General features: G+C 61.2%; 19 protein-coding genes and 1 pseudogene. 10 read left to right on the plus strand and 10 right to left on the minus strand.

Annotated features, from left to right (window positions below; translation table 11 throughout):
* From U5G49_RS29795 to U5G49_RS29805, 3 genes and pseudogenes are all read right to left on the minus strand, one after another.
* Nucleotides 1–153: pseudogene (locus tag U5G49_RS29795) on the minus strand (AGE family epimerase/isomerase); the annotation flags it as partial.
* Nucleotides 154–763: 610 nt separating this feature from the next.
* Nucleotides 764–1,672 carry a myo-inosose-2 dehydratase gene (gene iolE, locus U5G49_RS29800; RefSeq protein ID WP_193442643.1) on the minus strand — a complete coding sequence of 303 codons (909 nt, stop codon included), beginning with the start codon at nucleotides 1,670–1,672 and terminating at the stop codon, nucleotides 764–766.
* A gap of 74 nt (nucleotides 1,673–1,746) precedes the next feature.
* Nucleotides 1,747–2,742 (minus strand): LacI family DNA-binding transcriptional regulator, encoded by a 996-nt coding sequence (locus tag U5G49_RS29805; RefSeq protein ID WP_193442641.1) that lies wholly within the window; start codon nucleotides 2,740–2,742, stop codon nucleotides 1,747–1,749.
* A gap of 176 nt (nucleotides 2,743–2,918) precedes the next feature.
* Between U5G49_RS29805 and U5G49_RS29810 the strand changes: the two genes are divergently transcribed.
* From U5G49_RS29810 to U5G49_RS29835, 6 genes are all read left to right on the plus strand, one after another.
* The gene (locus U5G49_RS29810) at nucleotides 2,919–3,869 is read left to right on the plus strand and encodes a sugar ABC transporter substrate-binding protein (RefSeq protein ID WP_193442639.1); all 951 of its coding nucleotides are present in this window, start codon (nucleotides 2,919–2,921) and stop codon (nucleotides 3,867–3,869) included.
* A gap of 120 nt (nucleotides 3,870–3,989) precedes the next feature.
* Complete coding sequence (locus tag U5G49_RS29815; protein WP_193442637.1) at nucleotides 3,990–5,114, plus strand: ABC transporter permease; 1,125 nt, start codon at nucleotides 3,990–3,992, stop codon at nucleotides 5,112–5,114.
* On the plus strand, nucleotides 5,114–5,902 hold the full coding sequence (locus U5G49_RS29820) for an ATP-binding cassette domain-containing protein (RefSeq protein WP_193442635.1): 789 nt from the start codon (nucleotides 5,114–5,116) through the stop codon (nucleotides 5,900–5,902). Before U5G49_RS29815 ends, U5G49_RS29820 begins: the two co-directional genes overlap by 1 nt.
* Nucleotides 5,903–6,011: 109 nt before the next feature.
* The gene (locus U5G49_RS29825) at nucleotides 6,012–6,794 is read left to right on the plus strand and encodes a TIM barrel protein (protein WP_193443038.1); all 783 of its coding nucleotides are present in this window, start codon (nucleotides 6,012–6,014) and stop codon (nucleotides 6,792–6,794) included.
* A gap of 32 nt (nucleotides 6,795–6,826) precedes the next feature.
* The gene (locus tag U5G49_RS29830) at nucleotides 6,827–7,843 is read left to right on the plus strand and encodes a Gfo/Idh/MocA family oxidoreductase (protein ID WP_193442632.1); all 1,017 of its coding nucleotides are present in this window, start codon (nucleotides 6,827–6,829) and stop codon (nucleotides 7,841–7,843) included.
* 40 nt (nucleotides 7,844–7,883) lie between these two features.
* On the plus strand, nucleotides 7,884–8,165 hold the full coding sequence (locus U5G49_RS29835) for a MurR/RpiR family transcriptional regulator (RefSeq protein WP_193442630.1): 282 nt from the start codon (nucleotides 7,884–7,886) through the stop codon (nucleotides 8,163–8,165).
* A gap of 47 nt (nucleotides 8,166–8,212) precedes the next feature.
* Here U5G49_RS29835 and U5G49_RS29840 read toward each other — a convergent pair whose 3' ends face one another.
* The 6 genes from U5G49_RS29840 to U5G49_RS29865 all read right to left on the minus strand — a co-directional run bounded on the left by U5G49_RS29840 (nucleotide 8,213) and on the right by U5G49_RS29865 (nucleotide 14,688).
* Nucleotides 8,213–8,962, minus strand: a complete 750-nt coding sequence (locus tag U5G49_RS29840) for a ribonuclease activity regulator RraA (protein WP_193442628.1) — start codon at nucleotides 8,960–8,962, stop codon at nucleotides 8,213–8,215.
* A 21-nt stretch (nucleotides 8,963–8,983) separates the two neighbouring features.
* Nucleotides 8,984–10,147 carry a mandelate racemase/muconate lactonizing enzyme family protein gene (locus U5G49_RS29845; RefSeq protein ID WP_193442626.1) on the minus strand — a complete coding sequence of 388 codons (1,164 nt, stop codon included), beginning with the start codon at nucleotides 10,145–10,147 and terminating at the stop codon, nucleotides 8,984–8,986.
* A gap of 32 nt (nucleotides 10,148–10,179) precedes the next feature.
* Nucleotides 10,180–11,277 (minus strand): ABC transporter ATP-binding protein, encoded by a 1,098-nt coding sequence (locus U5G49_RS29850; RefSeq protein WP_018445097.1) that lies wholly within the window; start codon nucleotides 11,275–11,277, stop codon nucleotides 10,180–10,182.
* 10 nt (nucleotides 11,278–11,287) lie between these two features.
* The gene (locus U5G49_RS29855; protein ID WP_018445098.1) at nucleotides 11,288–12,178 is read right to left on the minus strand and encodes a carbohydrate ABC transporter permease; all 891 of its coding nucleotides are present in this window, start codon (nucleotides 12,176–12,178) and stop codon (nucleotides 11,288–11,290) included.
* Complete coding sequence (locus U5G49_RS29860; RefSeq protein WP_193442624.1) at nucleotides 12,175–13,134, minus strand: carbohydrate ABC transporter permease; 960 nt, start codon at nucleotides 13,132–13,134, stop codon at nucleotides 12,175–12,177. The genes U5G49_RS29855 and U5G49_RS29860 overlap by 4 nt, the downstream gene beginning before the upstream one ends.
* Nucleotides 13,135–13,209: 75 nt before the next feature.
* On the minus strand, nucleotides 13,210–14,688 hold the full coding sequence (locus tag U5G49_RS29865) for an ABC transporter substrate-binding protein (RefSeq protein WP_193442621.1): 1,479 nt from the start codon (nucleotides 14,686–14,688) through the stop codon (nucleotides 13,210–13,212).
* 209 nt (nucleotides 14,689–14,897) lie between these two features.
* Between U5G49_RS29865 and U5G49_RS29870 the strand changes: the two genes are divergently transcribed.
* The 4 genes from U5G49_RS29870 to U5G49_RS29885 all read left to right on the plus strand — a co-directional run bounded on the left by U5G49_RS29870 (nucleotide 14,898) and on the right by U5G49_RS29885 (nucleotide 19,470).
* Nucleotides 14,898–15,608 carry a GntR family transcriptional regulator gene (locus U5G49_RS29870; RefSeq protein ID WP_018246003.1) on the plus strand — a complete coding sequence of 237 codons (711 nt, stop codon included), beginning with the start codon at nucleotides 14,898–14,900 and terminating at the stop codon, nucleotides 15,606–15,608.
* A 53-nt stretch (nucleotides 15,609–15,661) separates the two neighbouring features.
* On the plus strand, nucleotides 15,662–16,828 hold the full coding sequence (locus U5G49_RS29875) for a mandelate racemase/muconate lactonizing enzyme family protein (protein WP_193442619.1): 1,167 nt from the start codon (nucleotides 15,662–15,664) through the stop codon (nucleotides 16,826–16,828).
* Nucleotides 16,829–16,894: 66 nt separating this feature from the next.
* Complete coding sequence (locus tag U5G49_RS29880; RefSeq protein ID WP_193442617.1) at nucleotides 16,895–18,256, plus strand: mandelate racemase/muconate lactonizing enzyme family protein; 1,362 nt, start codon at nucleotides 16,895–16,897, stop codon at nucleotides 18,254–18,256.
* Nucleotides 18,257–18,273: 17 nt separating this feature from the next.
* Nucleotides 18,274–19,470: a mandelate racemase/muconate lactonizing enzyme family protein gene (locus tag U5G49_RS29885; protein WP_193442615.1), complete on the plus strand. Its 1,197-nt coding sequence runs from the start codon at nucleotides 18,274–18,276 to the stop codon at nucleotides 19,468–19,470.
* A gap of 136 nt (nucleotides 19,471–19,606) precedes the next feature.
* On the opposite strand, the gene putA is transcribed toward U5G49_RS29885, so the two are convergent.
* Complete coding sequence (putA, locus tag U5G49_RS29890) at nucleotides 19,607–23,314, minus strand: trifunctional transcriptional regulator/proline dehydrogenase/L-glutamate gamma-semialdehyde dehydrogenase (RefSeq protein WP_193442613.1); 3,708 nt, start codon at nucleotides 23,312–23,314, stop codon at nucleotides 19,607–19,609.
* Between the last annotated feature and the right edge of the window lie 20 nt (nucleotides 23,315–23,334).

A 23,334-nucleotide genomic window follows, 5' to 3' on the forward strand; every position in this document is an offset into this window, starting at 1 on the left:
CTTGGTCAAATATTCCCGGTCGCTGGTGGCTTCGAAGGCCGCCATTAGCGCTTCGGTCAGGTGCATGTTGGAGTTCTGGCCGCGATAGGCGCCGCCATCGGGCGGCTGCCAGTCGGCGGTGAATTCCTCGGCGATCGCGCCGTGCTTGGCTTCTCAATCAGCTCCGAATGGACAACCTCCTGAAAGCTCACATCTAGTCACAACGGCCATCTCGGCAGCGCTGCTGCTCTCGTCAAAGCGCCTGCACAAGACGCGCAATCGGCGTCTCTCGTGCTCTGCGCCGACAGCCATCGGACGAACTGCGTCGTCGATGGTATATCGATACGCCTAAAGATAAGTATGGACGCAACTACGAACCGTGTCTCGTGCGGACAATTCGCTGGGCGATGTTTTGATCAAGGAAAGCTGAGCCCGGCCATGGGATGGCGCGCGCCACGGCTGGTGCCAGGGCCAATGACGGCTATCATCGTTTCCGCTGTGCGGGAGAGGATTGGGGCAATGGACGAATTCGTCACCAGGTGTCACCGGTCGAACGGAGCTCGTGGCCGCTTCGCGCAGATTGTGTTGAAAGACTCCACTAGACCGCGTTCAAAGTGATTTTCACGCGAAGCGCGAGGAACACAATTCCAACTGTTTGCCTGTGGCCAGACAAGATTGCGCGCAAAGCGAGTCCAAGCCGTAGTCGCGCAACAGCATTTCAGGCAATATGAGACGCTGATCCGTTGCCGCCTTTTTCAACACAATCCGCCAATAGCGGACATCCTCAAGCGAAAAGCCGACGGACGCGATCAAATGCGTCCGTGACCGCAGGCTTTGGTGGAGCCAATTCGGGGTCCTGCTCAGCCTCAACGACCAACCATCCGCGATAGCAGCCATTCCGCACGAAATCAGCGACGGGGGCGAAATCAACGTCGCCATCACCGGGAACCGTGAACATGCCCCAGCGCACGCCCTCATTGAAGCTGAGATCACCCGCCCTCACCATCTCCATTACCTTGCCACGAACATCTTTGAGATGGATGTGGGCGATCCGGTCGCCGAAGCGATCGATGAGGCGCGTGTAGTCGAAGCCGCCGCCAACCGCGTGTCCGGTGTCGAGAAGAAGGCCGACATCACCTCCAGCTCGGTCGAACAATGTGGAAACTTCGTCAAGGGTCTCGGTGACCATCATGAGATGGTGGTGATACGCGAGCCGGAGGCCATAGGCATCTTGGAGGCGCTTGGCGAATTCCGTAAGCCGGACCGCGTACGCAGCGACTTCATGGGTGGGCATGACAAGCCTTTTTGACATCGGTGCGTCAAGGGGAGCGCCGGGCGTCATCATCGCCACCTCACCGTAGACCATGACCGAGCTGCCCATGTCGCGTAAGAGGCTAGCATGAGGGGCCACCGCGGCCATCTCGGCATGAACGTCGCGCTCCGCCAGTTCGCCCGAATACCACCCAGAAGCCAACTCCAAACCGCGCGATTCCAAAACCGGACGAAGCGTCGCGGCATCACGGGGAAACTTGCGCCCGAGTTCTACGCCCTGGTAGCCGATTGCGGCCGCATCATCCAGGCATGTCTCCAGCGGGATGTTCGCGCCGAGGTCCTCGAGAACGTCGTTCGCCCAGGACAACGGACTCACTCCAAGACGGACGCCTGGCGGGAGGGAGGATAGGGACTGGTTCATCTGCGTCTCCAAATTTTGCGCCCGGGTTCGCGATCCCGCGCCGCAGGGCGCAGGTTCGAATGACAGGTTTCAGGTCACGTGGACGACCGGACGACGAGCTTGCCCGGAAGGGAAATGGTCTCTCCTTCGCGCTTGCCAGTGATCATTTCCACGATGAGGTCGACCATCTCGCGGCACGGCTGCTCGTAAGTCGTGAGGCCGAAGGCCGGCGTGCCGCCGAGTTCGTAGTTGTCGAATCCGACGACAGCGATATCGTCAGGGACCCGGAGGCCGAATTCGCTCCGCGCGGTCTCCATCGCACCGATCGCCAGAATGTCATTTTCGCACATCAGGACATCGACCCGTTCGCTAGCGGGAGTCTCCTGAAGGTATCTCCGGGCCGACTCTGCGCCGTCTTCATGGCTGTAGCGCTCGGCTGAGATGTCCACGATGTGGTCGACACCCTTCTGCCTCCAGAACTCGGCAAAGTGGTGCCTCCGCTTCAATGCGGTCGACAGCGCCGAGGCCCCGGTCATGAAGCCTGGCCGCCGATAGCCCCGTTCATGAAGATGGTCCACAATATCCCTCAGGCCGACTTCCGAGTCGCAGACGACCGCCGGGACACCCTCGATCTGGCTATCGCGCGCGAGAACAAACATGGGCGGCATCCCCGGTCCCAAGCGACGGTCGTTCAAGGTCTCGTCCCTGAATGCGGTGCCGAGGAGAATGATGGCGTCGACCAGGCGCTGGTCGGCATTGAGAAGCGCATGTACATGGTCGAAGTGATTGTTGATATTGATGAGCATCGCCACGAGACCCTCGGCCTGCAGGCGCTCGGTCAAGGATTCCAGAAACGGAAGTTTCTGCGGGTTGGCGAAGTCGTCGACGAGCACGGCGACCTGATGGGTGACGTTCGTCGAAAGGCTGCGCGCGAGCAGATTGGGCGAATAGTTCAGTTTTTCCGCCGCCTCCATGATCTTGCGTTTGGCTTCATCGGTGATCGACGCGCCGGGCTTGAACGCGCGGATGACCGTCCATTTGGACACCCCCGCCGCCTCCGCCACTTCCTTTGCTGTTGCCCGCTTTCGCATGTCTCTCCCTCTGATGGAACAAATTTTCCATCTCGCCTGCCGATGAAATAATCTCTTGCTTTTATAACATCCGCAGGTAACATGCACCCACTTGCACCCGGGTGCAAGCTATTTTGCACCCGGGTGCAAGATGTTTTCGCCGCCCAGAGGAGTGGTCGGCCCATCAGGAGGAAGAAATGAAAGCTCTGCTGAAGACGCTCGCCGTGAGCGCAATCGCATTCGGTGTCGCCACCTCGACTGCCGTCGCCGTTAAGGCGCAGGAAATCTCCATCATCGCCGTCACACACGGCCAGGCATCGGACCCGTTCTGGTCGATCGTCAAGAACGGCATGATGCAGGCCGCCAAGGACAGCAACGTCAAGGTCGACTACCGCGCGCCCGAAACCTTCGACATGGTCGCGATGGGCCAGCTGATCGAAGCCGCCGTCAACCAGAATCCGGCAGGCATCGTCATTTCCAATCCCGATCCGGACGCTCTCGGTCCGGCGATCGAAAAGGCCGTCGCAGCGGGCATCCCGGTCATCTCGATGAACTCGGGCATCGCCGCCCAGGAGAAGCTCGGCATCAGGCTCCATGTGGGCCAGGATGAAACTCCGGCAGGCATCAAGGTCGGCGCGAAGCTCAAGTCGCTCGGCCTCAAGCATGTCCTCTGCGTCAACCAGGAAGTCGGCAATGCCGCGCTCGACCAGCGCTGCGCCGGGACCGAGAAGGGCTTTGAAGGCGGCAAGGTAACTGTGCTTCCGACGACCGCCGATCCGGCCGAAATCGAAGCCAAGATTCAGGCTGCCCTGACGTCCGATCCGTCGATCGACGTGGTCCTCGGTCTCTCCGCTCCGCTCGTCGGCGAACGTGCCGTCGCTGTAGTCGAAAAGATGGGCAATGGCGACAAGGTCAAGGTTGCCTCCTACGACCTCTCGGCTAACTTCCTCCAGGCCGTCGCCGACGGCAAGGCGCTGTTCGCCGTAGACCAGCAGCCCTATCTGCAGGGCTATCTGCCCGTGACCTTCCTCGCGCTCAACGCCCGTTACGGTACCATCCCGGCAGGCAATGTCCCGTCGGGTCCGAGCTTCGTCGAGAAGGACACCGCTGCTTCCGTCATCGAGAAGTCCTCCCAGGGCATTCGCTAAGCGAAGCCCGGCGGTCCCCAACCTCCACGGGGGCCGCCACTCTTGCCTGACGCGCTTGCCATTCCCTCGCACACTCTGGCTTCGGCGCGACTTGAACGACCATTCTTAAAGGAACGGGCCATGTCCCTCGTCAACGACCAAAACGGCGCGACGGCTTCGCGCGCCGATGAGCGGCTGAAGAAGGTGTCTACTTTCACCTCCCTCCTACGCCGCCCCGAACTCGGAGCCGTTGCCGGATTGGTGCTCGTGGCGATCTTCTTCGTCTTCACCGCGAACCCGGCGATGTTCACCCTCGCGGGCATCATGAACTTCATGGCCCCGGCCGCGCAGCTCGGCATCCTCGCAATCGGTGCCGCGCTGCTCATGATCGGCGGTGAGTTCGACCTTTCCATCGGCTCGATGGTGGCCTTTGCGGGCCTCGTCTTCGGCACAGCTCTCGTTGTGCTCCAGCTTCCCCTCAGCGTCGCGATTCTCATCGCCATGGCTTTCGCGGTCTGCATCGGTGTCACCAACGCCCAGATCACGATCCGGACGGGTCTGCCATCGTTCATCGTGACGCTTGCATTCCTCTTCATTCTACGAGGCCTGACACTCGTAGGTCTCAAATGGGCCAGCGGCGGTTCCACCCAGCTCCGTGGAATGAAGGAAGCCGCCGCCAACAGTCCCCTTGCCCCCATCTTCTCGGGCGATGCGTTTCCGGGATTGTTCCGTTGGATGGCCGAGCTCGGCGTGATCGCCAAGCTTCCCAACGGCAATCCGCAGGTGCCCGGCATTCCCGTCGAAATCCTCTGGTTCATTGCCATCGCGCTTGGCGCAACCTGGCTACTGCTCCGGACCCGTTTCGGCAACTGGATTTTCGCCGCTGGCGGCGATGCATGGGCGGCCCAGAAGTCCGGTGTCCCGGTCCGTCGGGTGAAGACCACCCTATTCGTCATCACGGCGCTCTGCGCCACCCTCGTCGCGATCCTGACCGTCCTCGATGCAGGCTCCACGGATGCGCGTCGCGGGTTTCAGAAAGAGTTCGAGGCGATCATCGCCGCGGTGATTGGCGGCTGCCTCCTGACGGGTGGCTACGGTTCGGCGATCGGTGCCTTCTTCGGCTCCATCGTGTTCGGCATGGTTCTGATCGGCCTGACCTACACCTCTATCGACCAGGATTGGTATCTCGTCTTCCTCGGCGGCATGCTGCTGATCGCGGTCATCTTCAACAACGTCATCCGCAAGCGCGTTACGGGAGAACGGTGATGAGCAATTCCCAGACGCCCCTCGTCGAGGTCAAGGACCTCGTCAAACACTTCGGTTCCGTAATCGCCCTCAATGGCGTGTCGATGAAGGTGCATTCCAACGAAGTTCTGTGCCTGCTGGGGGACAATGGCGCGGGCAAGAGCACGCTGATCAATACACTCGCTGGCGTGCACAAACCGAGCTCCGGCGAGTTTCTCGTCGATGGCCAGCCGAGGCTGTTCTCAGGCCCGCGCGACGCCCTCGATTCGGGCATCGCCACCGTCTATCAGGACCTCGCCATGATCCCGCTGATGTCGGTCACCCGGAACTTCTTCATGGGCCGGGAGCCCCTGAAAGGCTTCGGCCCGTTCAAGACCATGGACATGGACCTCGCCGACAACGTCACGCGCGACGAAATGCACCGTATCGGCATCGATGTACGCGATCCGCAGCAGGCCGTCGGTACGCTGTCCGGTGGCGAACGCCAGTGCGTCGCCATCGCACGAGCGGTCTACTTCGGCGCAAAGGTCCTGATCCTCGACGAGCCGACGTCGGCCCTCGGCGTGGCTCAGACCTCGATGGTGCTAAAATACGTCAACCAGGTCCGCGAGAAGGGCCTCGGCGTGATCTTCATCACCCACAACGTGCGCCACGCCTACGCAGTCGGAAACCGCTTCACGGTTCTCAACCGCGGCAAGACGCTCGGCACCTTTACGAAGGGCGAGATCAGCATCGACGAGCTTCAGAACCTGATGGCAGGCGGCAAGGAGCTGCAGTCCGTTTCGCAGGAACTCGGGGGCACCATCTAGCCCGCACCGTGGCCCCGGAGTTCGGAGCCACACCTCACTCCGATCGATGATCGGCTCGATCCAGAAACAAGCCAAGAGGAGTCCGGCGACGACCGGACCTGGTAATGACATGACTTCTTCGTTCCCGCTCGCAGCCTGCGCCGAAATGATCTGGCGCGACAAGCCGATCGAATGGCGCGCCTCCCGTCTCAAAGAACTCGGTTTCGGCGTGGGTCTCTGGAACTGGCCAGAGCACGACATCGGCAAGCTCGAAGCGACCGGAGCGACGTTCACGATCATGAACGGCTATCTGACGGGCCGCCTCACCGACGACGATGGTGCCGCCGAGCTGCTCAAGACGGCTCGCGAGACCGCACAGGTCGGCAAGCGCCTTGGTGTTCAACGCCTGAACCTTCACGGCACCGGACTTGGCGACCGTGGCCTCCCGGTCCAGCCGATCGAGATGGTGACAGGAGCCATGTGGCTCAAGGCCCGCGACACCTTGTCCCGCATCGTCGACCTCGCCGAAGAGGAAGGCGTGACATTTACACTGGAGAACCTGAACCTCCCTGTCGACCATCCGGGCGTCCCGTTCGGCCGCGCCGAGGACACGCTGGCGCTGGTCGCCAGCATTGATCATCCGCGCCTGAGGCTCAATCTCGACCTTTATCACGCGCAGATCGGCGAAGGGAATCTGATCGAACTATGCCGCAAATCTCTACCTTGGATCGGCGAAATTCAGGTCGCCGACGTTCCCGGCCGATTTGAACCGGGCACAGGCGAGGTCAACTGGAATGGCATCGCCAGGGCGCTCGCCGCCATGGGCTATTCCGGTCCGATCGGCATGGAGGCCTGGGCATCTGGAGACTCCGACGCCGCCCTCGAAGCCTTCCGCAAAGCCTTCACTCTCTGACAGTTCAAGTCTCCCAAAACAGGAACAAGACAATGCCCAAGAAACCCGTCAACATCGGCCTCATCGGAGCCGGCCGCATCGGCTCCTTCCATGGCGAGACCGTCGCCCATCGTCTCGTCGATGCCGAACTCGTCGCCATTGCCGACCCGGCTCCCGGTGCCGCCGCAAACCTAGCCGCCAAGCTTGACGTCGATGCCTCCTATACCGACGTCGCCGAGCTGCTCGTCCATCCAGGCCTCGACGCCGTGATCATCGCCACGCCCGCCCGCTTCCACACCAATGTCGTCGTCCAGGCGGCGGAGGCCGGAAAGGCCGTGTTTTGCGAGAAGCCGATGGCCCTCACCCTCGAAGACGCCGAGCGCGCCGTCGCGGCGGCCAATGCCGCGGGCATACCTCTCCAGGTCGGCTTCAACCGCCGTTGGGATCAGGCCTTCGCCGAGGGCCGTGCCGCCATCGACGCCGGAAAGGTCGGAACCCCGCAGCTCATCCGCTCGCTCACCCGCGACCCCGGTCCGTTCGGTGCCGATCCGGACCGCATTCCCCTCTGGACCATCTTCTACGAGACCCTGATCCACGACTTCGACACGCTGCTGTGGCTGAACCCCGGTGCGAAGGTCACCGAGGTCTACGCCGTTGGCGACGCGTTGGTCCGCCCGGACGCCAAGGACAAAGGATTTCTCGATACCGCCGTCGTCACCATCCGGTTCGACAACGGCTCTGTGGCCGTGGCGGAAGCCAACTTCTGCGCCATGTATGGCTATGACATCCGCGGCGAGGTGTTCGGCTCAGGCGGCATGATCACCATGGGAGACGTCCGCCGCTCCAGCATGACTATGTTCGATAAGGACGGCGTGTCCAACGACACATGGCGTCGCGACACAGACCACTTCATCCACGGCTATACCGCCCAACTCGCCTCCTTCGCGAAGTCGGTTCGCGAAGGCAAGCTCTCCGGAGGCGCGACGGGGCACAACGCCCGCCAGGCGCTGGCGATCGCGCTCGCTTGCATCGAGTCGGTCCAGAAGAAGGCCCCCGTGCCCGTGAAGTGATGTCAACGAACTCCGCCGCGATCAATCCGGAGCTATGGACATGATTGACATAGAGCGATCGGCGCGGCCGACGACAATCAAGGACCTCAAAGGTCTGGTAGTATCCCGGACAGTGGTCCTGCCGGATCAACTTAAAAAGGTCGCACAGTTCGCGTTCGAGCGTCCCGAGGAAATGGCCTTCGGCACCATCAAGTCGATCTCCGTCTCGTGTGGGGTCGCACCGCAGACGGTTCTGCGCCTTGCACATGCGTTCGGTTTCAATGGCTTCCGAGACTTCAAGGCACTATTCCGAGCACATCTTCGGAATATCGCAATGGACTGAGGTAGTCTTCGGGCCGGCGGCCCCGCTCGCCTCGGGTAATCGAAAGGCTAACTGCGGTTCTCCAAGTGGCTTGTTTTGCGCCACTCGTCGTACTCTCCGCGGGCATCGTCATGCAGCGGATAGTAACGCTGCAACGACCCGCCCTCCATAAGTTTCACTCGCGAGAACTCCTCCCAATCGTGATGCTTTCGCGACTCTTCGATTACCTTCGAGGCCATTGCGACTGGAAGCACCACCACCCCGTCGTCGTCGGCAACGATGATGTCGCCGGGGATTACCGTGACACCGCCGCAGGCAATCGGAACGTTGACCGCATTCGGATAGATGCTGGTCTGCACATGGTAGTTGGGAGTCCAGCCACGCAGCCATAGGGGGAGATCTAGCTTCTCGACATTGGGCCGATCGCGCATGCACCCGTCGATTACGATGCCAGCGCCGCCTCTGCCTTTGAAATACGTCGACATCATATCGCCAAAGACGCCCGAGCTCATGTCGCCGCGCGCGTCGACCACGACCACATCTCCCTCCTGCGCGTGATAGAGCACGTGCCTGTGCAACTGCGTCTCCGGATCGGCATATTCTCCCTCGGTGAAGAGGTCCGGCCGCTGCGGCATGAACTGGAGCGTCAGCGCCGGCCCGACGATCGACTTCCCGCGGTTTTGCGGCACGGGACCGACCATGTGCGGATTGCGGAAGCCCATGTGGCCAAGCGTGCCGGCAACCGTCGCGGCGCCGATTTCCTTCAGTGCGTCGATCAGGTCTTTGGGCGGTCGCGTAATGTCAGGAGTATGGGTCATTGTAGACTCCGGTGGATGAAACTACCAGTTCGTAACAGAACCATCGCGGCGCTTCAGGTGAGGCGCTTCCCAGAAACGAAAGCTCTCCGCCTTGACCGCCTCTTCGTTGACCTCGACGCCGAGCCCCGGCAGATCGCGGACCGGATAGTCGGGGCCGACGAGCCGTGGTTGCACGGGGAAGAAGTCGGAATTGTCGAAGCCCAGCTTTGTTTCGGGCACCCTGGTCTCGAGCCAAGCGAAATTCGGCACCGCGGCGGCGAGATGGATGGTCGCGGCCGTGCAGACCGGGCCAAGGGGATTGTGCGGCATCAGGTCCACATAGTGCGCCTCGCTCCAGCCAGCCACCTTCATCGCTTCAGTGAGCCCGCCAACATTGCAAACATCGAGCCGGTTGAACTGATGGATGCCGCGCTCGATGTAGGGTAGAAACTGCCATTTGCTGGCAAATTCCTCGCCGATGGCGAACGGGATGTCGGTCATTGTGCGCAGGGATTCGTAGGCCTCCGGTGTCTCGTCTCGTATCGGCTCCTCGAGGAAATCAAGCACGCCGCGGCCGAGCTTGTTACAGAAGCTCGCCGCCTCTGCCACCGACAGCCGATGATGATAGTCGATGCCGAGGACGACGTCGTCGCCCAGCTCCTCGCGCGCCTTGTTTAGCATGCTTGCTGTAGCGCCGATCGATTCGCGCGGCTCGAAGATGTCCTTGCTGTTTTGCCCGATAGGAAAGAAGCGGATCGTCTGCCACCCCTGTGCGCGTAGTTCGCGGGCCCGTTCGATGGCAACGTCGCCCTCGGCCTCGTCACCGGTCGAGGCGAAGGTAGGAATGCGGTCGCGCTGCTTGCCGCCCAGCAGATCGTAGGCCGGCACCCCCAGCGCCTTGCCCTTGATGTCATGAAGGGCAATGTCGATGGCGGAAATCGCCGCCTGCAGAACGCGGCCGCCTTCGAAGTATTGGCTGCGATAGACTTCTTGCCAGATCCGACCAATCTGCATCGCGTCGCGGCCGATGAGAAACTCGCGATAGTGCTCGATCGCGCCGGCCACTGCCTTCTCGCGACCGCTCAAACCGCTCTCGCCCCAGCCGAAGATGCCGTTGTCAGTCTCGACCTTGACCAGCATCTGGTTGCGCGTTCCTACCCATACTGGATAGGGCTTGATCGCCGTGATTTTAAGCTTCGTAGTCATCCACGCCCTCGTTTCACACGCTCCGCTTGGTCTCAGTTGGCCTTGAGGGCCATTTCTGTTTCGCCGTCGAACAGATGCATCCGCTCCTGGTCGAACTCGAGCCAAATCGGCTCGTCGGGCGCGACGGCAATGGTCGGCGGCACGCTGACGTTGACGATGGCGCCAGACAGGAACGCCTGTACGAAGGTGACGTCTCCGGTCGGCTCTACCGTGTAGGCCTTGGCAGGAATGCTTCCTGGCACCGCACTCTTATGCAGCTTGATCGTCGAGTGACGTGCGCCGAGCACGACTTTCTTGGTGGTTGCCCTCGCGACCTTCTGGGCGTTGTGTGGCGAGAGCTCGAGGCGCCAGCCCTCCGCGCTGGTCAACACTGTATTGCCGCTTGCCGTTGATGCCTCCAGCGGAACAAGGCTCATCGCCGGGCTGCCGACGAAGCTGGCGACGAACATGTTCACCGGATGGGCAAAGACCTGCGCCGGTGAATCGTATTGCTGCAGGTAGCCGCCGTTCATCACCGCCATCCTGTCGGCCATGGTCACGGCTTCGAGTTGGTCGTGCGTCACATAGATGATCGTTGCCTTGAGGTCCTGGTGGAAGCGCTTGATCTCCGACCGCATCTGCACGCGCAGCTTCGCGTCGAGGTTGGAGAGTGGTTCATCCATCAGGAATACCGCTGGATCTCGAACGAGGGCACGGCCGAGCGCCACGCGCTGCTGTTGCCCGCCCGAAAGTTCGCGCGGCTTGCGCTCGAGCAGTTGCGTCATGTCGAGCACTCGCGCTGCTTCCTTGACCTTCCTGTCGATCTCGTCCCTTGGCAATTTGCGCATCTGCAGCGGGAACGCCAGATTTTTATAGACCGATTTTTGCGGATAGAGCGCGTAGTTCTGGAACACCATTGCGATGTCCCGGTCCTTGGGGTCGAGGTCGTTGACCACCCGGTCCCCGATGACGATGTCGCCCGATGTGATGGGGATCAGCCCCGCAACAAGATTGAGCGTGGTTGTTTTGCCGCAGCCTGAAGGGCCGACGAGCGCAACGAATTCGCCGTCATTGACCGTCAGCGAAACATCGTTGACAGCTTTGAAGCTGCCATAGGTCTTGACAAGATCTTTGAGGACCACGTGGGCCACCGGCAACTCCCTAGTGCTTAACGGCGCCTTCTGTCAGGGCGCGTACGAAGTATCGTTGCAGGACGAGGAACAGGACCACGACGGGCACGCTCATCATAAAGCTGGCCGCCATCAGGCCCGGAAAGTCCGTCGTATTTTCCGAGAAGAAGCGTTGGATGCCGACCGGCAGTGTCAACTGGTCGTTCTTGGAGAGGAACGTGTAGGCGTAGATGTACTCGTTCCACGCGCCGATGAAGGAATAGATCGCCGTGGCGATGATTCCTGGCGCCGAGAGCGGCATCACGATCAGGACAAAAGCCTGGAACCGCGTCGCTCCGTCGATGCGCGCCGCCTGCTCGAGCTGCACCGGGATGTTGTCGTAGAAGCCCTTGAGGAGCCAGATTGCCAGCGGCAGGCCGAATGTGAGGTAGGTGAGAATGAGCGACCCATGCGTGTTCACCAGCCCGATCGCGCGCATCAGGATGAAGAGCGGCACGAGAAAGATCACCGCCGGGAACATATTGCGAAGCAAGACGGCGAAGAACAGAAAGTTCCGGCCCGGGAAGGTGAAGCGCGAAAACGCGTAGGCCGCAGGAACCGCCACGATCACCGAAAGGATGGTCGTGGCAGTGGAGACGAAAAGGCTGTTCCAGAAGAAACGAAGGAAGTCCTGGCCGACGCTGTTTTGCGGATCGAGCAGCTTCTGGTAGCTGTCAAGGGTGGGTTGGTCAGGCCACCATTGCGGCGGGAATTGCATGGCCGCGAAGCCGGACTTGATCGAGGTGATCAGCATCCAGACCATCGGCAAAGCGGTGTAAAGCAGCATGAACGCGAGGAAGATGCGTCCGCCCCACCGCCATCCGTCGATGCGCATACGGCGACGGGCCTGGCCTCGAGGAGCAGTCTCGGCAATCGTGCTCATGCGGTCCCATCCTTCCGCTCGTTGCCGCTTAGAGCACGGACGTAGAAGTAGCCGAGCGACATCAGGATCAGGAACAGCAGCACCGAATAGGCCGATGCCACCCCCCAGCGCTGGCGGCCGAAGGCGAGCTCATAGATGTGAGTGATCCAGATATGCGATGCGTTCGACGGCCCGCCGCCGGTCATGATCCAGGGGATGATGAATGAATTGAAGTTGGCCACTGCCAGCAGAAGGATCGTCACCGTCGAGACGTTTCTCAAATGCGGGAAGGTGACGTGCCAAAACCGCTGCCATGCATTGGCTCCGTCGACTCTTGCGGCGCGCAGCAACTGGTCGGGGACTGTCTGCAGGCCAGCCATCATCATGATCATGGCAAACGGAAACTCCCGCCAGATATTGACGACGATCAGGGAGGGCAGCACTGTGCTGACGCTGTCGATGAAATTCGGCGACCTGTCGGCCAATCCGAGGCCGACCAGCACCGCGCCGATAATCCCAAAGTCTGAATGGTAGATCCACTTCCAGATATAGGACGCGGCGACCGCGCTGATGACCCAGGGAATGATCAGGATGGCCCGAAGGATGCCGCGGCCGACAAAGTCGCGATGAAGCGCCAGGGCGCAGGCAAACCCCAGGACAAATGAGATGAAAGTGGATCCCGATGTCCAGATCAGAGTGTTCGAGGTGACCTTCCAGAACACCGGACTTGTGAGGATGGCGGTGTAGTTGCCGAGGCCGATGAAAATCTTGTCCCGGAGCTGCAGGCCAGGCGGCGTATTGAAGAACGACAGCTCGATCGTGTAGTAAATCGGATAGGCTATGACGATGAGCATCACGGCGATCGCAGGGAGCACGTACGCGTAGTCGGCGCGATGCTCCCAAATCTTTCGCAGCACACCGGACCTATCGGGTTGCAGTCTCCGGCGAGCCTCTGCCTTGCCGATCAAGATCGTCACCGTGGCGTGCCCTTATTCTTCGGAACAACCGGCCGCACTCTTGGCGCAGCCGGTCAGATCGTGGTCAGGCTTGGTCTAGAGTCCGCCGTCCATCAGGTCTTTTACCTTCTTGGCCGCGTCGTCCGCTGCTTGGTCGACGGTCATGGCTCCGGTCAGGGCATTCTGCAGCATGTCCGGGACGATGATGTTCATGATCTCGGGGGACTGCGGCAGCGCCGGGAACGGGATGCCGTATGGCAGCATCGAGGTCGTGACATCAAGGAACTTGATGTTCTCCAGACGCTCCTTCATCCATTTGGTCTTGAAGCCGTTAAGGTTTCCCGGGTTCGAGCCGGCATAGGCCATCTTCAGCGACCATTCAGGGCTCGTCCACATGCAGATGATAGCCTTTGCGGCCGGCTCGTCTACCTTGCCGCCCTCGACATATTCGGGCTTCAGGATGTGAATGTTGGAGCCGCCAAACACGACAGCACGCTTGCCGTCGGGGCCAGTCGGAATCAGGCCGTAACGCATGTTGTCGATGACGGTCTGCGCCTTGTCCTTGTCGGTAGCCGTCGCCTTTTTCTGCAGGTCGAGCATAACGTTGTAGTCGGACGGGTGCGAGATCATCATGCCGAGCTGGCCACCGAGGAAGAGGGGCTGGTTGTCGGCCTGCTGGTTGGTGAGCGCCGAAACCGGAACCGACTTGTCGCGAACATACATATCGTACGAGGCTTGCAGCGCCGCCTTGCTCTGCGGGCTATTGAGCTCGACCTGCTTATAGGTCGGGTTGGCGGTGGCTTCGTCGAAGACGCCTCCGCCATAGGCCCACAGCTGCGGCATGAAGCGATACGGCGTATTGCCGGCATTCTTGCGAGCCACGAGGCCGTAACCGGCAATGCCGAGCTTGTCGTGGATCTGCTTGGAATACTTGACGACGTCGTCCCAGGTTGCCGGAGCCTTGTCCGGATCCAGGCCTGCACGCTTGAAGATGTCGGCGTTCCAGATGAAGGCCATCGTCTCGTTGTTGGTTGGAATGCCGTAGGTCACATCCTCCCAGGTCACGGCCTTCATTGCGCCGGGCCAGAAGTCCTCGGTCGAATACCCAACATCCTCGGGTTTGAGCGGCTGCAGATAGCCCTTTGAGGCGAACTCGGTGCCACCCAGGATTTGCAGGCGGACCGCCATGGGCGCTGCATTACCCAAGAGCGCGGTCCGGAACTTGTCCAGAAGGTCGTTATAGGTGAGGGCTTGTTCCTCAAGCTGGATGTTTGGATAGGTTTTGCGGAAGGTCTCGAAGAACTCCTTGTAATACTGGCGCAGGAGGTCAGGGTCGCCCTCGAACACGCCCTGATACCAGAAAGTCAGTCGCCCCTTGTAGTCGAGCGGCGTGACCTTGGCGCAATCGCCCGCCGTGTCAAAATCCTGCGTGCCGGCAATGGAGCGCACATATTCCGGCGACCACTTGCTCAAGTCGACCGGCGCACCCAGCGCCGAAGCGGACATCAGCGATAGCATCAAAGCAGTGGAGACAGCGCCGCGCAGGACGGCACCGCCGAGTGAAATCCTCGTCATAAGGTATCCTCCAGGTTCTCCCATGCCGCTCTGCATCGAGGCGAGCGGTCTTTGCTCATCGGCCGCGGGACGCTTTCAGCCAATGTATCCATTTCAGATCTTTATACATTTTCAGATCGCGAATTGCCTGTCAACTAGACAAATCGTACATTGTTTATAGCAATCTCGCGTGATAACGAGATCAATGTGTGTATTGATTGGGGACAGCCTTGGCCGAAACAAGCGATTTTAAAGCAAAGCCCCCCGAAGGGATCGACGCTCTCGGGGCCTCCAGCGAGGGCGCCTCGCTTTATCAGCTGATCAGGGAAGACATCATCGAAGGGCGGCTGGCTGCCAACGAGCGGCTTGTGGTCACCGATCTCGCCCGGCGCCACGGCACCTCAACCAACCCGGTGCGCGAGGCTCTGCAACTGTTGCGCGGCGAAGGCTTTGTCACCCTCGTTCCCAACCGCGGAGCGCGCGTGCGGCCCATAGATCAGGATTTTGTACGGGACATCTACGAGATCGGAGTCTTGATCGAGCCGGCACTGACGCGATGGTTCGTGAATATGGCCACCGTCGAGGACATTGCTGAACTCGAACGCATCCAAGGCCTGATTGAAGAAAACGACTTCGCCGACACGTTGAGGCACAGCGAGCTGGACACCGCCTTTCACACCGTAATGTACCAAAAGCACTACAACCGCCATGCCGCCGAGCTTTGGTGGAAGCATCGCGAAGTGCTTCGAGCCGTGAGCCGGCGTTTCAACTTTACGCTCGCTCGGCGTGCCGCGATCCTTAGCGAGCATCGTGAGCTCATAGCGCATGTAAAGGCGGGAAATGCGAACGAGGCAGCCGAACTCATTGCACGCCATGTCGAGGGCTCCGGCCGGCACATCCTCGAACACATGCGTGCGCGTAACGCCGCTCGGGCAGGATAGAATAGATAGCCTGGAATATCATTATCCCGACCACGTCAGTAAAGGCAGTTGAGATGAAAATCACCAGCGTTCGGCCGTGGCTAATCAGATCCGATGCTTCTTATTGGGGAGAGTTTCTGTTCGTCGAAGTGACGACCAACGAGGGGGTGAGCGGCTGGGGGGAGATCACCACCACGACAAGGCTCGCCAATCGCGCCCTCTGCACGATCCTGCGGCAGATCGGTGCCGCTGTAACAGGCGAGAACCCGGCGCGTATCGAGTATCTGTGGCACAAGATATTCCGCAGCTTCACCTATATGGGCAGTCGCGGCGCCGCAGTCGAATGCGTGAGCGCCATCGACATAGCCCTTTGGGACATCCGAGGCAAAGTTCTTGGTAAGCCGATTTACGAGCTGTTGGGCGGACCGGTACGCGATGAAATCGCGCTCTACACCCATCCCAACCAGGCCAAATTTACCAGCAAGGAGGCTGTGATCCGCGAAATTAGAGACATCGTCGAGTCCGGCCACACTGCGCTCAAGTTCGATCCTTTCCCCCACCAGGGCCGCACCGCCGATGGACAGTCTCGCGAACAGCGGGACGGCTACCTCGATGGCAGCATGACCCGCAAGGATGAGCGCGAAGCCGCCGAACTCACGGCTCTGATCCGCGAAACGGCGGGCTCTGATGTAGACATCCTCATCGATGCGCATGGCCGGTTCGACGTTCCCACCGCCATTCGCCTCTGCCGGAGCCTCGAGGAGGCTGGTCAGATCGACTGGTTCGAGGAGCCCTGTCCGCCCGAGAGCCTCAACGCCCTCAGACAGGTCCGTGAGAAGGTCAGTGCCGCTATCTCGTGGGGCGAGCGCGGCCACACGAAGTGGGATTTCGTGCCGGTGCTCGAAAACAAGCTCGCTGACTACATCATGCCTGATGTCACCTGGACCGGTGGCATTACCGAACTCAAGAAGATTTCTGCCCTATGCGAAGCCTACTACATCCCGGTCTCGCCGCACGACGCCGCGGGACCGATCAACGTGGTTGCGGGAGCGCAGGTGATGATGACCGTTCCTAACTTCTACAAACTCGAAACGTCGGAGTGGAACCTGGGCAAATACGATCACCTCATCGACAGACCACTCGATGTTTCGAACGGCAGCCTCAAGCTTACGCCGAAGCCTGGTCTCGGCGTTGAGATGAACCGCGACTACCTTCAAAACCACGAGATAGAGCTGGATTAGCAACGCTCTACGCCGCCGCAGCCGTGCGCGGCGACGAGCCCCGCCGACCAGAACGAGGATAAAATCATGCCAGAGGCAGATGGAGCCGACGAGGCGCTCAATCGGGTGAACACGCATTCCAAGCCATCCGACCTTCGCATCATCGACATGCGGGTAGCCGAAATTGTCGGCGCGCCGTTCACTTCAGCGCTGCTCAAGATTTACACCAACCAGGGCATCGTCGGGCTTGGCGAGGTGCGCGACGGCGCCAGCGCCACCTACGCGCTGATGCTGAAGAGCCGGTTGCTTGGCGAGAACCCTTGCAACATCGACCGACTGTTTCGCCGGATCAAGCAGTTCGGCGGGCACGGCCGGCAAGGCGGCGGCGTATCGGCCGTCGAAATCGCGTTGTGGGATCTTGCCGGCAAGGCCTATGGCGTCCCCATCTACCAGATGCTCGGCGGCCGGTTTCGGGAGAAAGTGCGCGTCTACTGCGACACCGACGCCACCGTGCCGAGCGGCACCGAGACCGGCAGGCGCCTCAAGCAACGCATGGAGCTCGGATTCACCTTCCTCAAGATGGATCTGGGGCTGATGCAGATCGCGGATGTGCCCGGTGCGGTCGTGTCTCCTGCCGGCTCACTTGAAGGGTACCGCAACCACCCCGGCCGCGGCCCGCTGAAGACCATTGACGAGCGGCGCCTCCGCAACGCTGCGTACGATTTGCATAACGTCCCACACCCGTTTACCGGCCTGCACTTTTCCGACAAGGGCCTCGACTTCCTTGAGCAATACATTGCCGAGGTTCGTGAGGTCATCGGCATGGATATTCCGCTCGCCATAGACCACATCGGCCACATCTCAGTGCAGAACGGCATTCGCCTTGCCAGGCGAATTGAAAAATACGTGCCAGCCTGGCTCGAGGATGTGATCCCATGGCAGTACACTGAGCAGTACCGACAACTGCAGGACGCCACTACGGTGCCGATCTGCACCGGTGAGGACATATACCTCAAGGAAGGCTTCGAGCCGCTGCTCAAGAGCGGCGGCATCTCCGTTATCCACCCAGACCTGCTCACCAGCGGGGGCATCCTCGAGACCAAGAAGATCGGAGATATGGCGCAGGACCGTGGTGTCGCCATGGCCATCCACATGGCAGAAAGTCCAATCGCCGCAATGGCCGCGGCACATGTGGCGACCGCGACTGAAAACTTCATGGCGCTCGAATACCACTCCGTCGATGTCGACTGGTGGGACGATATCGTCACTGGCCTTCCCAAGCCGCTCGTGAAGGACGGCTTTATCACTGTTCCTGACAAGCCGGGCCTGGGGATTGACGACGTCGTCGACGAGGTGATCTCGCAGCATCTGCAGCCGGGTGTCACCGGCATCTGGCAGCCCACGGATCACTGGGACGACGAGTATTCCTGGGATCGCACCTGGAGCTGAGGCGAAAAGGAACGAAGATGAAGATCACCGATCTCCGCTGCGCCGTTATCGGCAAACACCCGATCGTCCGCATCGTTACGGACGAGGGCCTCCATGGCTTGGGCGAAGTCGAGTTCACCAAGTCCTACCTCAAGCCCTTTGTACTGCATTTCCGCGAGGCGCTGATCGGCGAGGACCCGACCGACGTCGAGAGAGTCATGCTGAAGATCCGCCAACGCGGCTCTTTCAAGCCATACGGCGCGGCGGTAAGCGCTATCGAGCATGCGCTGTGGGATATTGCCGGCAAGGCCGCGGGCGTGCCCGTCTATAAACTGCTCGGCGGCAAGGTGCGCGACAAGGTGCGCGTCTACAATGGCTCGATCCGCCGGAAACTCACGGGCGACCGGCCGGAGGATTACGCCGCTGACGTCAAATGGATGATGGAGCAGCCGCAGAATTTCTTCATGATCAAGCAAGGAATCTCGTTCCACTCCAACATGAAGGACACCATTGAAGGCTTTCACTACGGCGTGACGCAGAAGGCCGGCTATCACGGTGCCATGGATCAGGGCGTGATCAGCGAGCGCGGTTTCAATCACATGCTCGACTGCGTGATCGCGATGAAGGAAGTGCTGGGCGACAAAGTCGGCCTGGCGCTCGACTGCGGCCCGGGCTGGATGCTGCCCGATGCGATCAAGTTCGCTCGCGCGGTCGAGAAGTACAATTTGATGTGGCTCGAGGACATGCTGACTGGCGACTATGTGCCGTGGGTCAATCCGCAGGCCTATCGGGAACTGACAACCTCCACCTCGACGCCAATCCACACTGGTGAGCAGATCTACCTGCGGCACAATTTCAAGGAACTGATCGAGACGCAGGCGGTGCGCGTCATCGGCCCCGATCCAGCCGATATTGGCGGTATTGCCGAGCTCAAATGGGTCGCCGAGCACGCCTACATGCACTCGATCCTGATGGCACCGCACGGGGTCGCCAACGGCCTGCTGGGGCTCGGCGCGTTGATCAATGTCTGCGCCACCTTGCCTGCAAATTACATCGCGTTCGAATATCCGAGCGCCACCGACCCCTGGTGGGAGGATCTGGTAGTCGGCTTGCCACCGCAGATCGTGAAGGACAGTATGGTGGACCTGCTGGAAGCGCCGGGACTGGGCCTCGATATCGACGCCGAAGCGGCCAGGAGATATCTCAGGGAAGAGGATGCGGGCTTCTTCGACTGAACCTCCCTCCACCTGCATGACGTGAATCGTCTGCGTAAATTACGGGAATGACACGCTTCGGGTCATGCAGCGCTCAGTAAGGCCCGCCGGTATGGGAAGTCTCGAGGGCGCATTTTCTGCGCCCTCGTCCTGTTACTCAGCCGATGGCCATGAGGCTTGCATTGCCGCCGGCAGCCGCGGTGTTGATCGACGTCGACACTTCCTCGAGCAGCCAATTCAGGCAATAGGCTTCGGGATCGCTCGTCAATTCCTCGGTCGTCGCGGCCTGGACCAGCAGCAGCGGACCGGGCAGGTGAGCGATCTTCTGATTGACGGCCAGAACCCTGTCGCGATCCCCTTCGACGAGGGCGCCTGAGAACGGTCCGTCCTTTTCCCAATCCGAGGTCCAGGAAATCCGGCTGGCGACAGCCGCCGGAAGATCCGCCAGGACTGACTTCGATAAGGAACCTGCGTCCACGACGATGTGGTTGCCGGTCGACAGGGCTGCGGCGATCTGGCGATGAAGCCCGCCTTCCGTCTGCGGCACGACGAGAATACGGCCGCGGGGATGGAGCGCGTAGAGATTGAGCTCGCCGACCGGACCGGTGAGTTCGCGTTCAAGCCCGAGTGCCGAGCGGCTCGCATATCCGCGCGCCGCTTCCCCCTCGCCCGACAGGCCCTTCTTATCGAGCCAGACAATGTAGTCACGAAGGGCGAGGTCCGTATGAACGGAATCCTGCTGCGGCGGCACGGGCGCACGCTGCACCAGCCGGCCGATATAGAGCGGACCGCCGGCCTTCGGACCCGTTCCCGACAAGCCGCGGCCGCCGAAAGGCTGCACGCCGACGACGGCGCCGATGATGTTCCGGTTGACGTAGAGGTTGCCGGCCTTGATGCGGCTGGTCACATGCGCGATCGTTTCATCAAGCCGGGTGTGAAGTCCGAATGTCAGACCATAACCCGATGCGTTGATGTCGTCGATCAGACGGTCGAGCCCATTTCTCCTGAAACGGATGACGTGCAGCACCGGGCCGAAGACCTCCCTCGTCAGGTCCGACAGCGACTTGATTTCGATGATCGTCGGCGGAACGAACGTCCCTGCCGCAGCACTTTCGGGCAGCGGCAGCTGATCCACCTTGCGGCCCAAGCCGCGCATATGCTCGATATGCTGGTCGATCTCCGTCTTTGCGCTGTCGTTGATGACGGGGCCGACATCAATGCTCAGCCGGTCGGTACGGCCGATCGTCAGCTCGCGGAAGGCGCCCTTCAGCATGTTGAGGGTCCTGTCGGCGACATCGTCCTGAAGGCAGAGAACCCTGAGCGCCGAGCAGCGCTGACCGGCGCTGTCGAAAGCAGAGGCAATGACGTCGGCCACCACCTGCTCGGCCAATGCCGAGGAGTCGACGATCATGCCGTTCTGGCCGCCGGTTTCAGCAATCAGCGGAATCGGTTTGCCACCTGCTGACAGCCGTTCCGCCAGCTGCGCCTGGATCATGCGGGCAACTTCGGTCGACCCGGTAAACATGACGCCTGCCGTCTCCTCCGCCCCGACCATGCCGGCGCCGAGGCGGCCGCTGCCGGGCACGAACTGCAGGGCACCGACAGGCACGCCCGCCTCATGGAGGATCTTCACACTCTCCGAAGCGATGATCGGCGTGACACCGGCCGGTTTGGCAAGCACGGGATTGCCTGCCACCAAGGCTGCGGCGACCTGCCCGGTGAAAATCGCCAGCGGGAAATTCCACGGGCTGATGCAAACGATCGGGCCGAGGGGCGCATGCGATGGCCCCAGCGTCTTGCGCGCCTGTTCTGCATAGTAGCGCAGGAAGTCGATCGCCTCACGCACTTCGCCGACGGCGTTGGCCGCGGATTTGCCGGCCTCGCGCATGACGATGCCCATCAGCACCTTGATGCGGGCCTGCATGATGTCGGCCGCCCGTTCCAGGCAGGCGGCACGCTCGGCCGGCGGCACGGCAGCCCATTGCGGCGCATGATCCGCAGCCATGCGAACGATGCGTGCTGCCTCCTCGACCTTCACCTCGGTTACCGTGCCTACGACATCCCGGTGATCGGCAGGATTGAGAACGTCGCGCGTCACCCCATCCGTAGAGCCGTCGGCAAGGAGGGGAAGCGCATGCCATGGGGCAGCAGCCGTGGAGATGAGCACCTCAGCCAAATCCGAAAGGGTGGTCTCGTTCGAGAGATCGAGACCATCGGAATTGGCCCGGGCGCTGCCGTAAAGAGCCTTCGGCGAAGCGATCTGCGCGTGGGGCGCGCCAACGACAGGCATGGCCGCGACGATTTCGGCGGGATCGGCGATCAGTGCCTCGACCGAGACATTCGGATCGGAGATGCGGTGCACGAAGGAGGAATTGGCGCCATTTTCCAGAAGGCGTCGAACCAGATAGGCGAGCAGCGTCTCATGTGTTCCCACAGGCGCATAGATGCGGCAGGGCCGGTCCAGTTTTTCCTTCCCGACGACCTCGTCGTAGAGCGGTTCGCCCATGCCGTGCAGGCATTGAAATTCGTATTTGCCGACGGTGAAATCAGGACCGGCCAGACGATAGATCGTGGCCAGCGTCTGGGCATTATGGGTGGCAAATTGCGGGAAGACCGCATCCGGAGCGTCGAGCAGCTTGCGCGCGCAGGCGACGTAGGCGACATCAGTGTATATCTTGCGGGTATAGACCGGATAGTCGTCGAGACCATCAAGCTGGGCGCGCTTGATCTCTGCATCCCAATAAGCGCCCTTGACGAGACGGACCATGACCCGGCGCCCGGAACGGCGCGCGAGATCGATGATGTAGTCGAGGACGAAGGGGCAGCGCTTGCCATAGGCCTGCACGACGAAGCCCAGCCCGTTCCATCCGGTCAGATCCGGGGCAAAGCAAAGCTCCTCAAGGAGGTCCAGCGAAAGCTCCAGCCGATCGGCCTCCTCCGCGTCGATATTGAGGCCGATATCGTAGGTCTTGGCGAGAACGGCCAGCGCCTTGACCTTCGGCAGCAACTCGCTCATCACCCGGCCGGCCTGCGACCTCACGTAGCGCGGATGCAGGGCCGAAAGCTTGATCGATATGCCCGGGCCGTCATAGATGCCGCGCCCGTCCGATGCCTTGCCGATGGCGTGGATCGCCTTTTCGTAATCCCGGTAATAACGTTCGGCATCGGCGCCCGTCGTCGCGGCCTCGCCCAGCATGTCGTAGGAATAGCGGAAGCCGCGCGCTTCCAGCGGCCGGGCGCGTTTCAGCGCCTCCGCGATCGTTTCGCCGGTGACGAACTGCTCGCCCATCATGCGCATCGCCATATCGACGCCGCGACGGATGACCGGCTCGCCGGCGCGTGCGATCAGCCGCGTCAGCGCTGCCGACAGGCTTCGGTCGTTGACCGTCGAGGTCAGCTTGCCGGTGACGACGAGACCCCAGGTGGCGGCGTTGACGAACATGGATTTTCCGCCGCCGATATGCGAGGTCCAGTTGCCCTCGGCGATTTTGTCGCGGATCAGCGCGTCCCGGGTTTCGGTATCGGGAATACGCAGCAGCGCTTCGGCGAGGCACATGAGCGCCACGCCTTCCTGGCTGGAGAGCGAGTATTCCTGCACCAGCCCTTCGACACCGGTTCCCTTGTGCTTGGCGCGCAATGCTTCGATCAGGCTGCGGGCCGTGCTGCGAATGTCATAGCGCTTTGCCTCGGAGACTCGCGCTGCTGCAACGAGCGGCGGCAGGCATTCGGTTTCCGGTCGGCGATAGGCTGCCGTGATGGCCTGGCGAAGTTCGGATTGCGGTCGGATCGGTGGAGCAAAGCCGGAGAACGGCGCGCCGTCGACGGGATCATGGGAGGGCGTGGAGGGGGGCGCTGCGTTCAACATGGGAGTCCCTAATCAATCGA

This window comes from Rhizobium indigoferae, assembly GCF_034554815.1.
Lineage (GTDB): Bacteria > Pseudomonadota > Alphaproteobacteria > Rhizobiales > Rhizobiaceae > Rhizobium > Rhizobium leguminosarum.

Excerpts from the sequence above, each read along its gene's own strand:
- iolE (WP_193442643.1), bottom strand. The coding sequence starts at position 1,672 with ATGAACCAGTCCCTATCCTCCCTCCCGCCAGGCGTCCGTCTTGGAGTG.
- U5G49_RS29805 (WP_193442641.1), bottom strand. The coding sequence starts at position 2,742 with ATGCGAAAGCGGGCAACAGCAAAGGAAGTGGCGGAGGCGGCGGGGGTG.
- U5G49_RS29810 (WP_193442639.1), top strand. The coding sequence starts at position 2,919 with ATGAAAGCTCTGCTGAAGACGCTCGCCGTGAGCGCAATCGCATTCGGT.
- U5G49_RS29815 (WP_193442637.1), top strand. The coding sequence starts at position 3,990 with ATGTCCCTCGTCAACGACCAAAACGGCGCGACGGCTTCGCGCGCCGAT.
- U5G49_RS29820 (WP_193442635.1), top strand. The coding sequence starts at position 5,114 with ATGAGCAATTCCCAGACGCCCCTCGTCGAGGTCAAGGACCTCGTCAAA.
- U5G49_RS29825 (WP_193443038.1), top strand. The coding sequence starts at position 6,012 with ATGACTTCTTCGTTCCCGCTCGCAGCCTGCGCCGAAATGATCTGGCGC.
- U5G49_RS29830 (WP_193442632.1), top strand. The coding sequence starts at position 6,827 with ATGCCCAAGAAACCCGTCAACATCGGCCTCATCGGAGCCGGCCGCATC.
- U5G49_RS29835 (WP_193442630.1), top strand. The coding sequence starts at position 7,884 with ATGATTGACATAGAGCGATCGGCGCGGCCGACGACAATCAAGGACCTC.
- U5G49_RS29840 (WP_193442628.1), bottom strand. The coding sequence starts at position 8,962 with ATGACCCATACTCCTGACATTACGCGACCGCCCAAAGACCTGATCGAC.
- U5G49_RS29845 (WP_193442626.1), bottom strand. The coding sequence starts at position 10,147 with ATGACTACGAAGCTTAAAATCACGGCGATCAAGCCCTATCCAGTATGG.
- U5G49_RS29855 (WP_018445098.1), bottom strand. The coding sequence starts at position 12,178 with ATGAGCACGATTGCCGAGACTGCTCCTCGAGGCCAGGCCCGTCGCCGT.
- U5G49_RS29865 (WP_193442621.1), bottom strand. The coding sequence starts at position 14,688 with ATGACGAGGATTTCACTCGGCGGTGCCGTCCTGCGCGGCGCTGTCTCC.
- U5G49_RS29875 (WP_193442619.1), top strand. The coding sequence starts at position 15,662 with ATGAAAATCACCAGCGTTCGGCCGTGGCTAATCAGATCCGATGCTTCT.
- U5G49_RS29880 (WP_193442617.1), top strand. The coding sequence starts at position 16,895 with ATGCCAGAGGCAGATGGAGCCGACGAGGCGCTCAATCGGGTGAACACG.
- U5G49_RS29885 (WP_193442615.1), top strand. The coding sequence starts at position 18,274 with ATGAAGATCACCGATCTCCGCTGCGCCGTTATCGGCAAACACCCGATC.
- putA (WP_193442613.1), bottom strand. The coding sequence starts at position 23,314 with ATGTTGAACGCAGCGCCCCCCTCCACGCCCTCCCATGATCCCGTCGAC.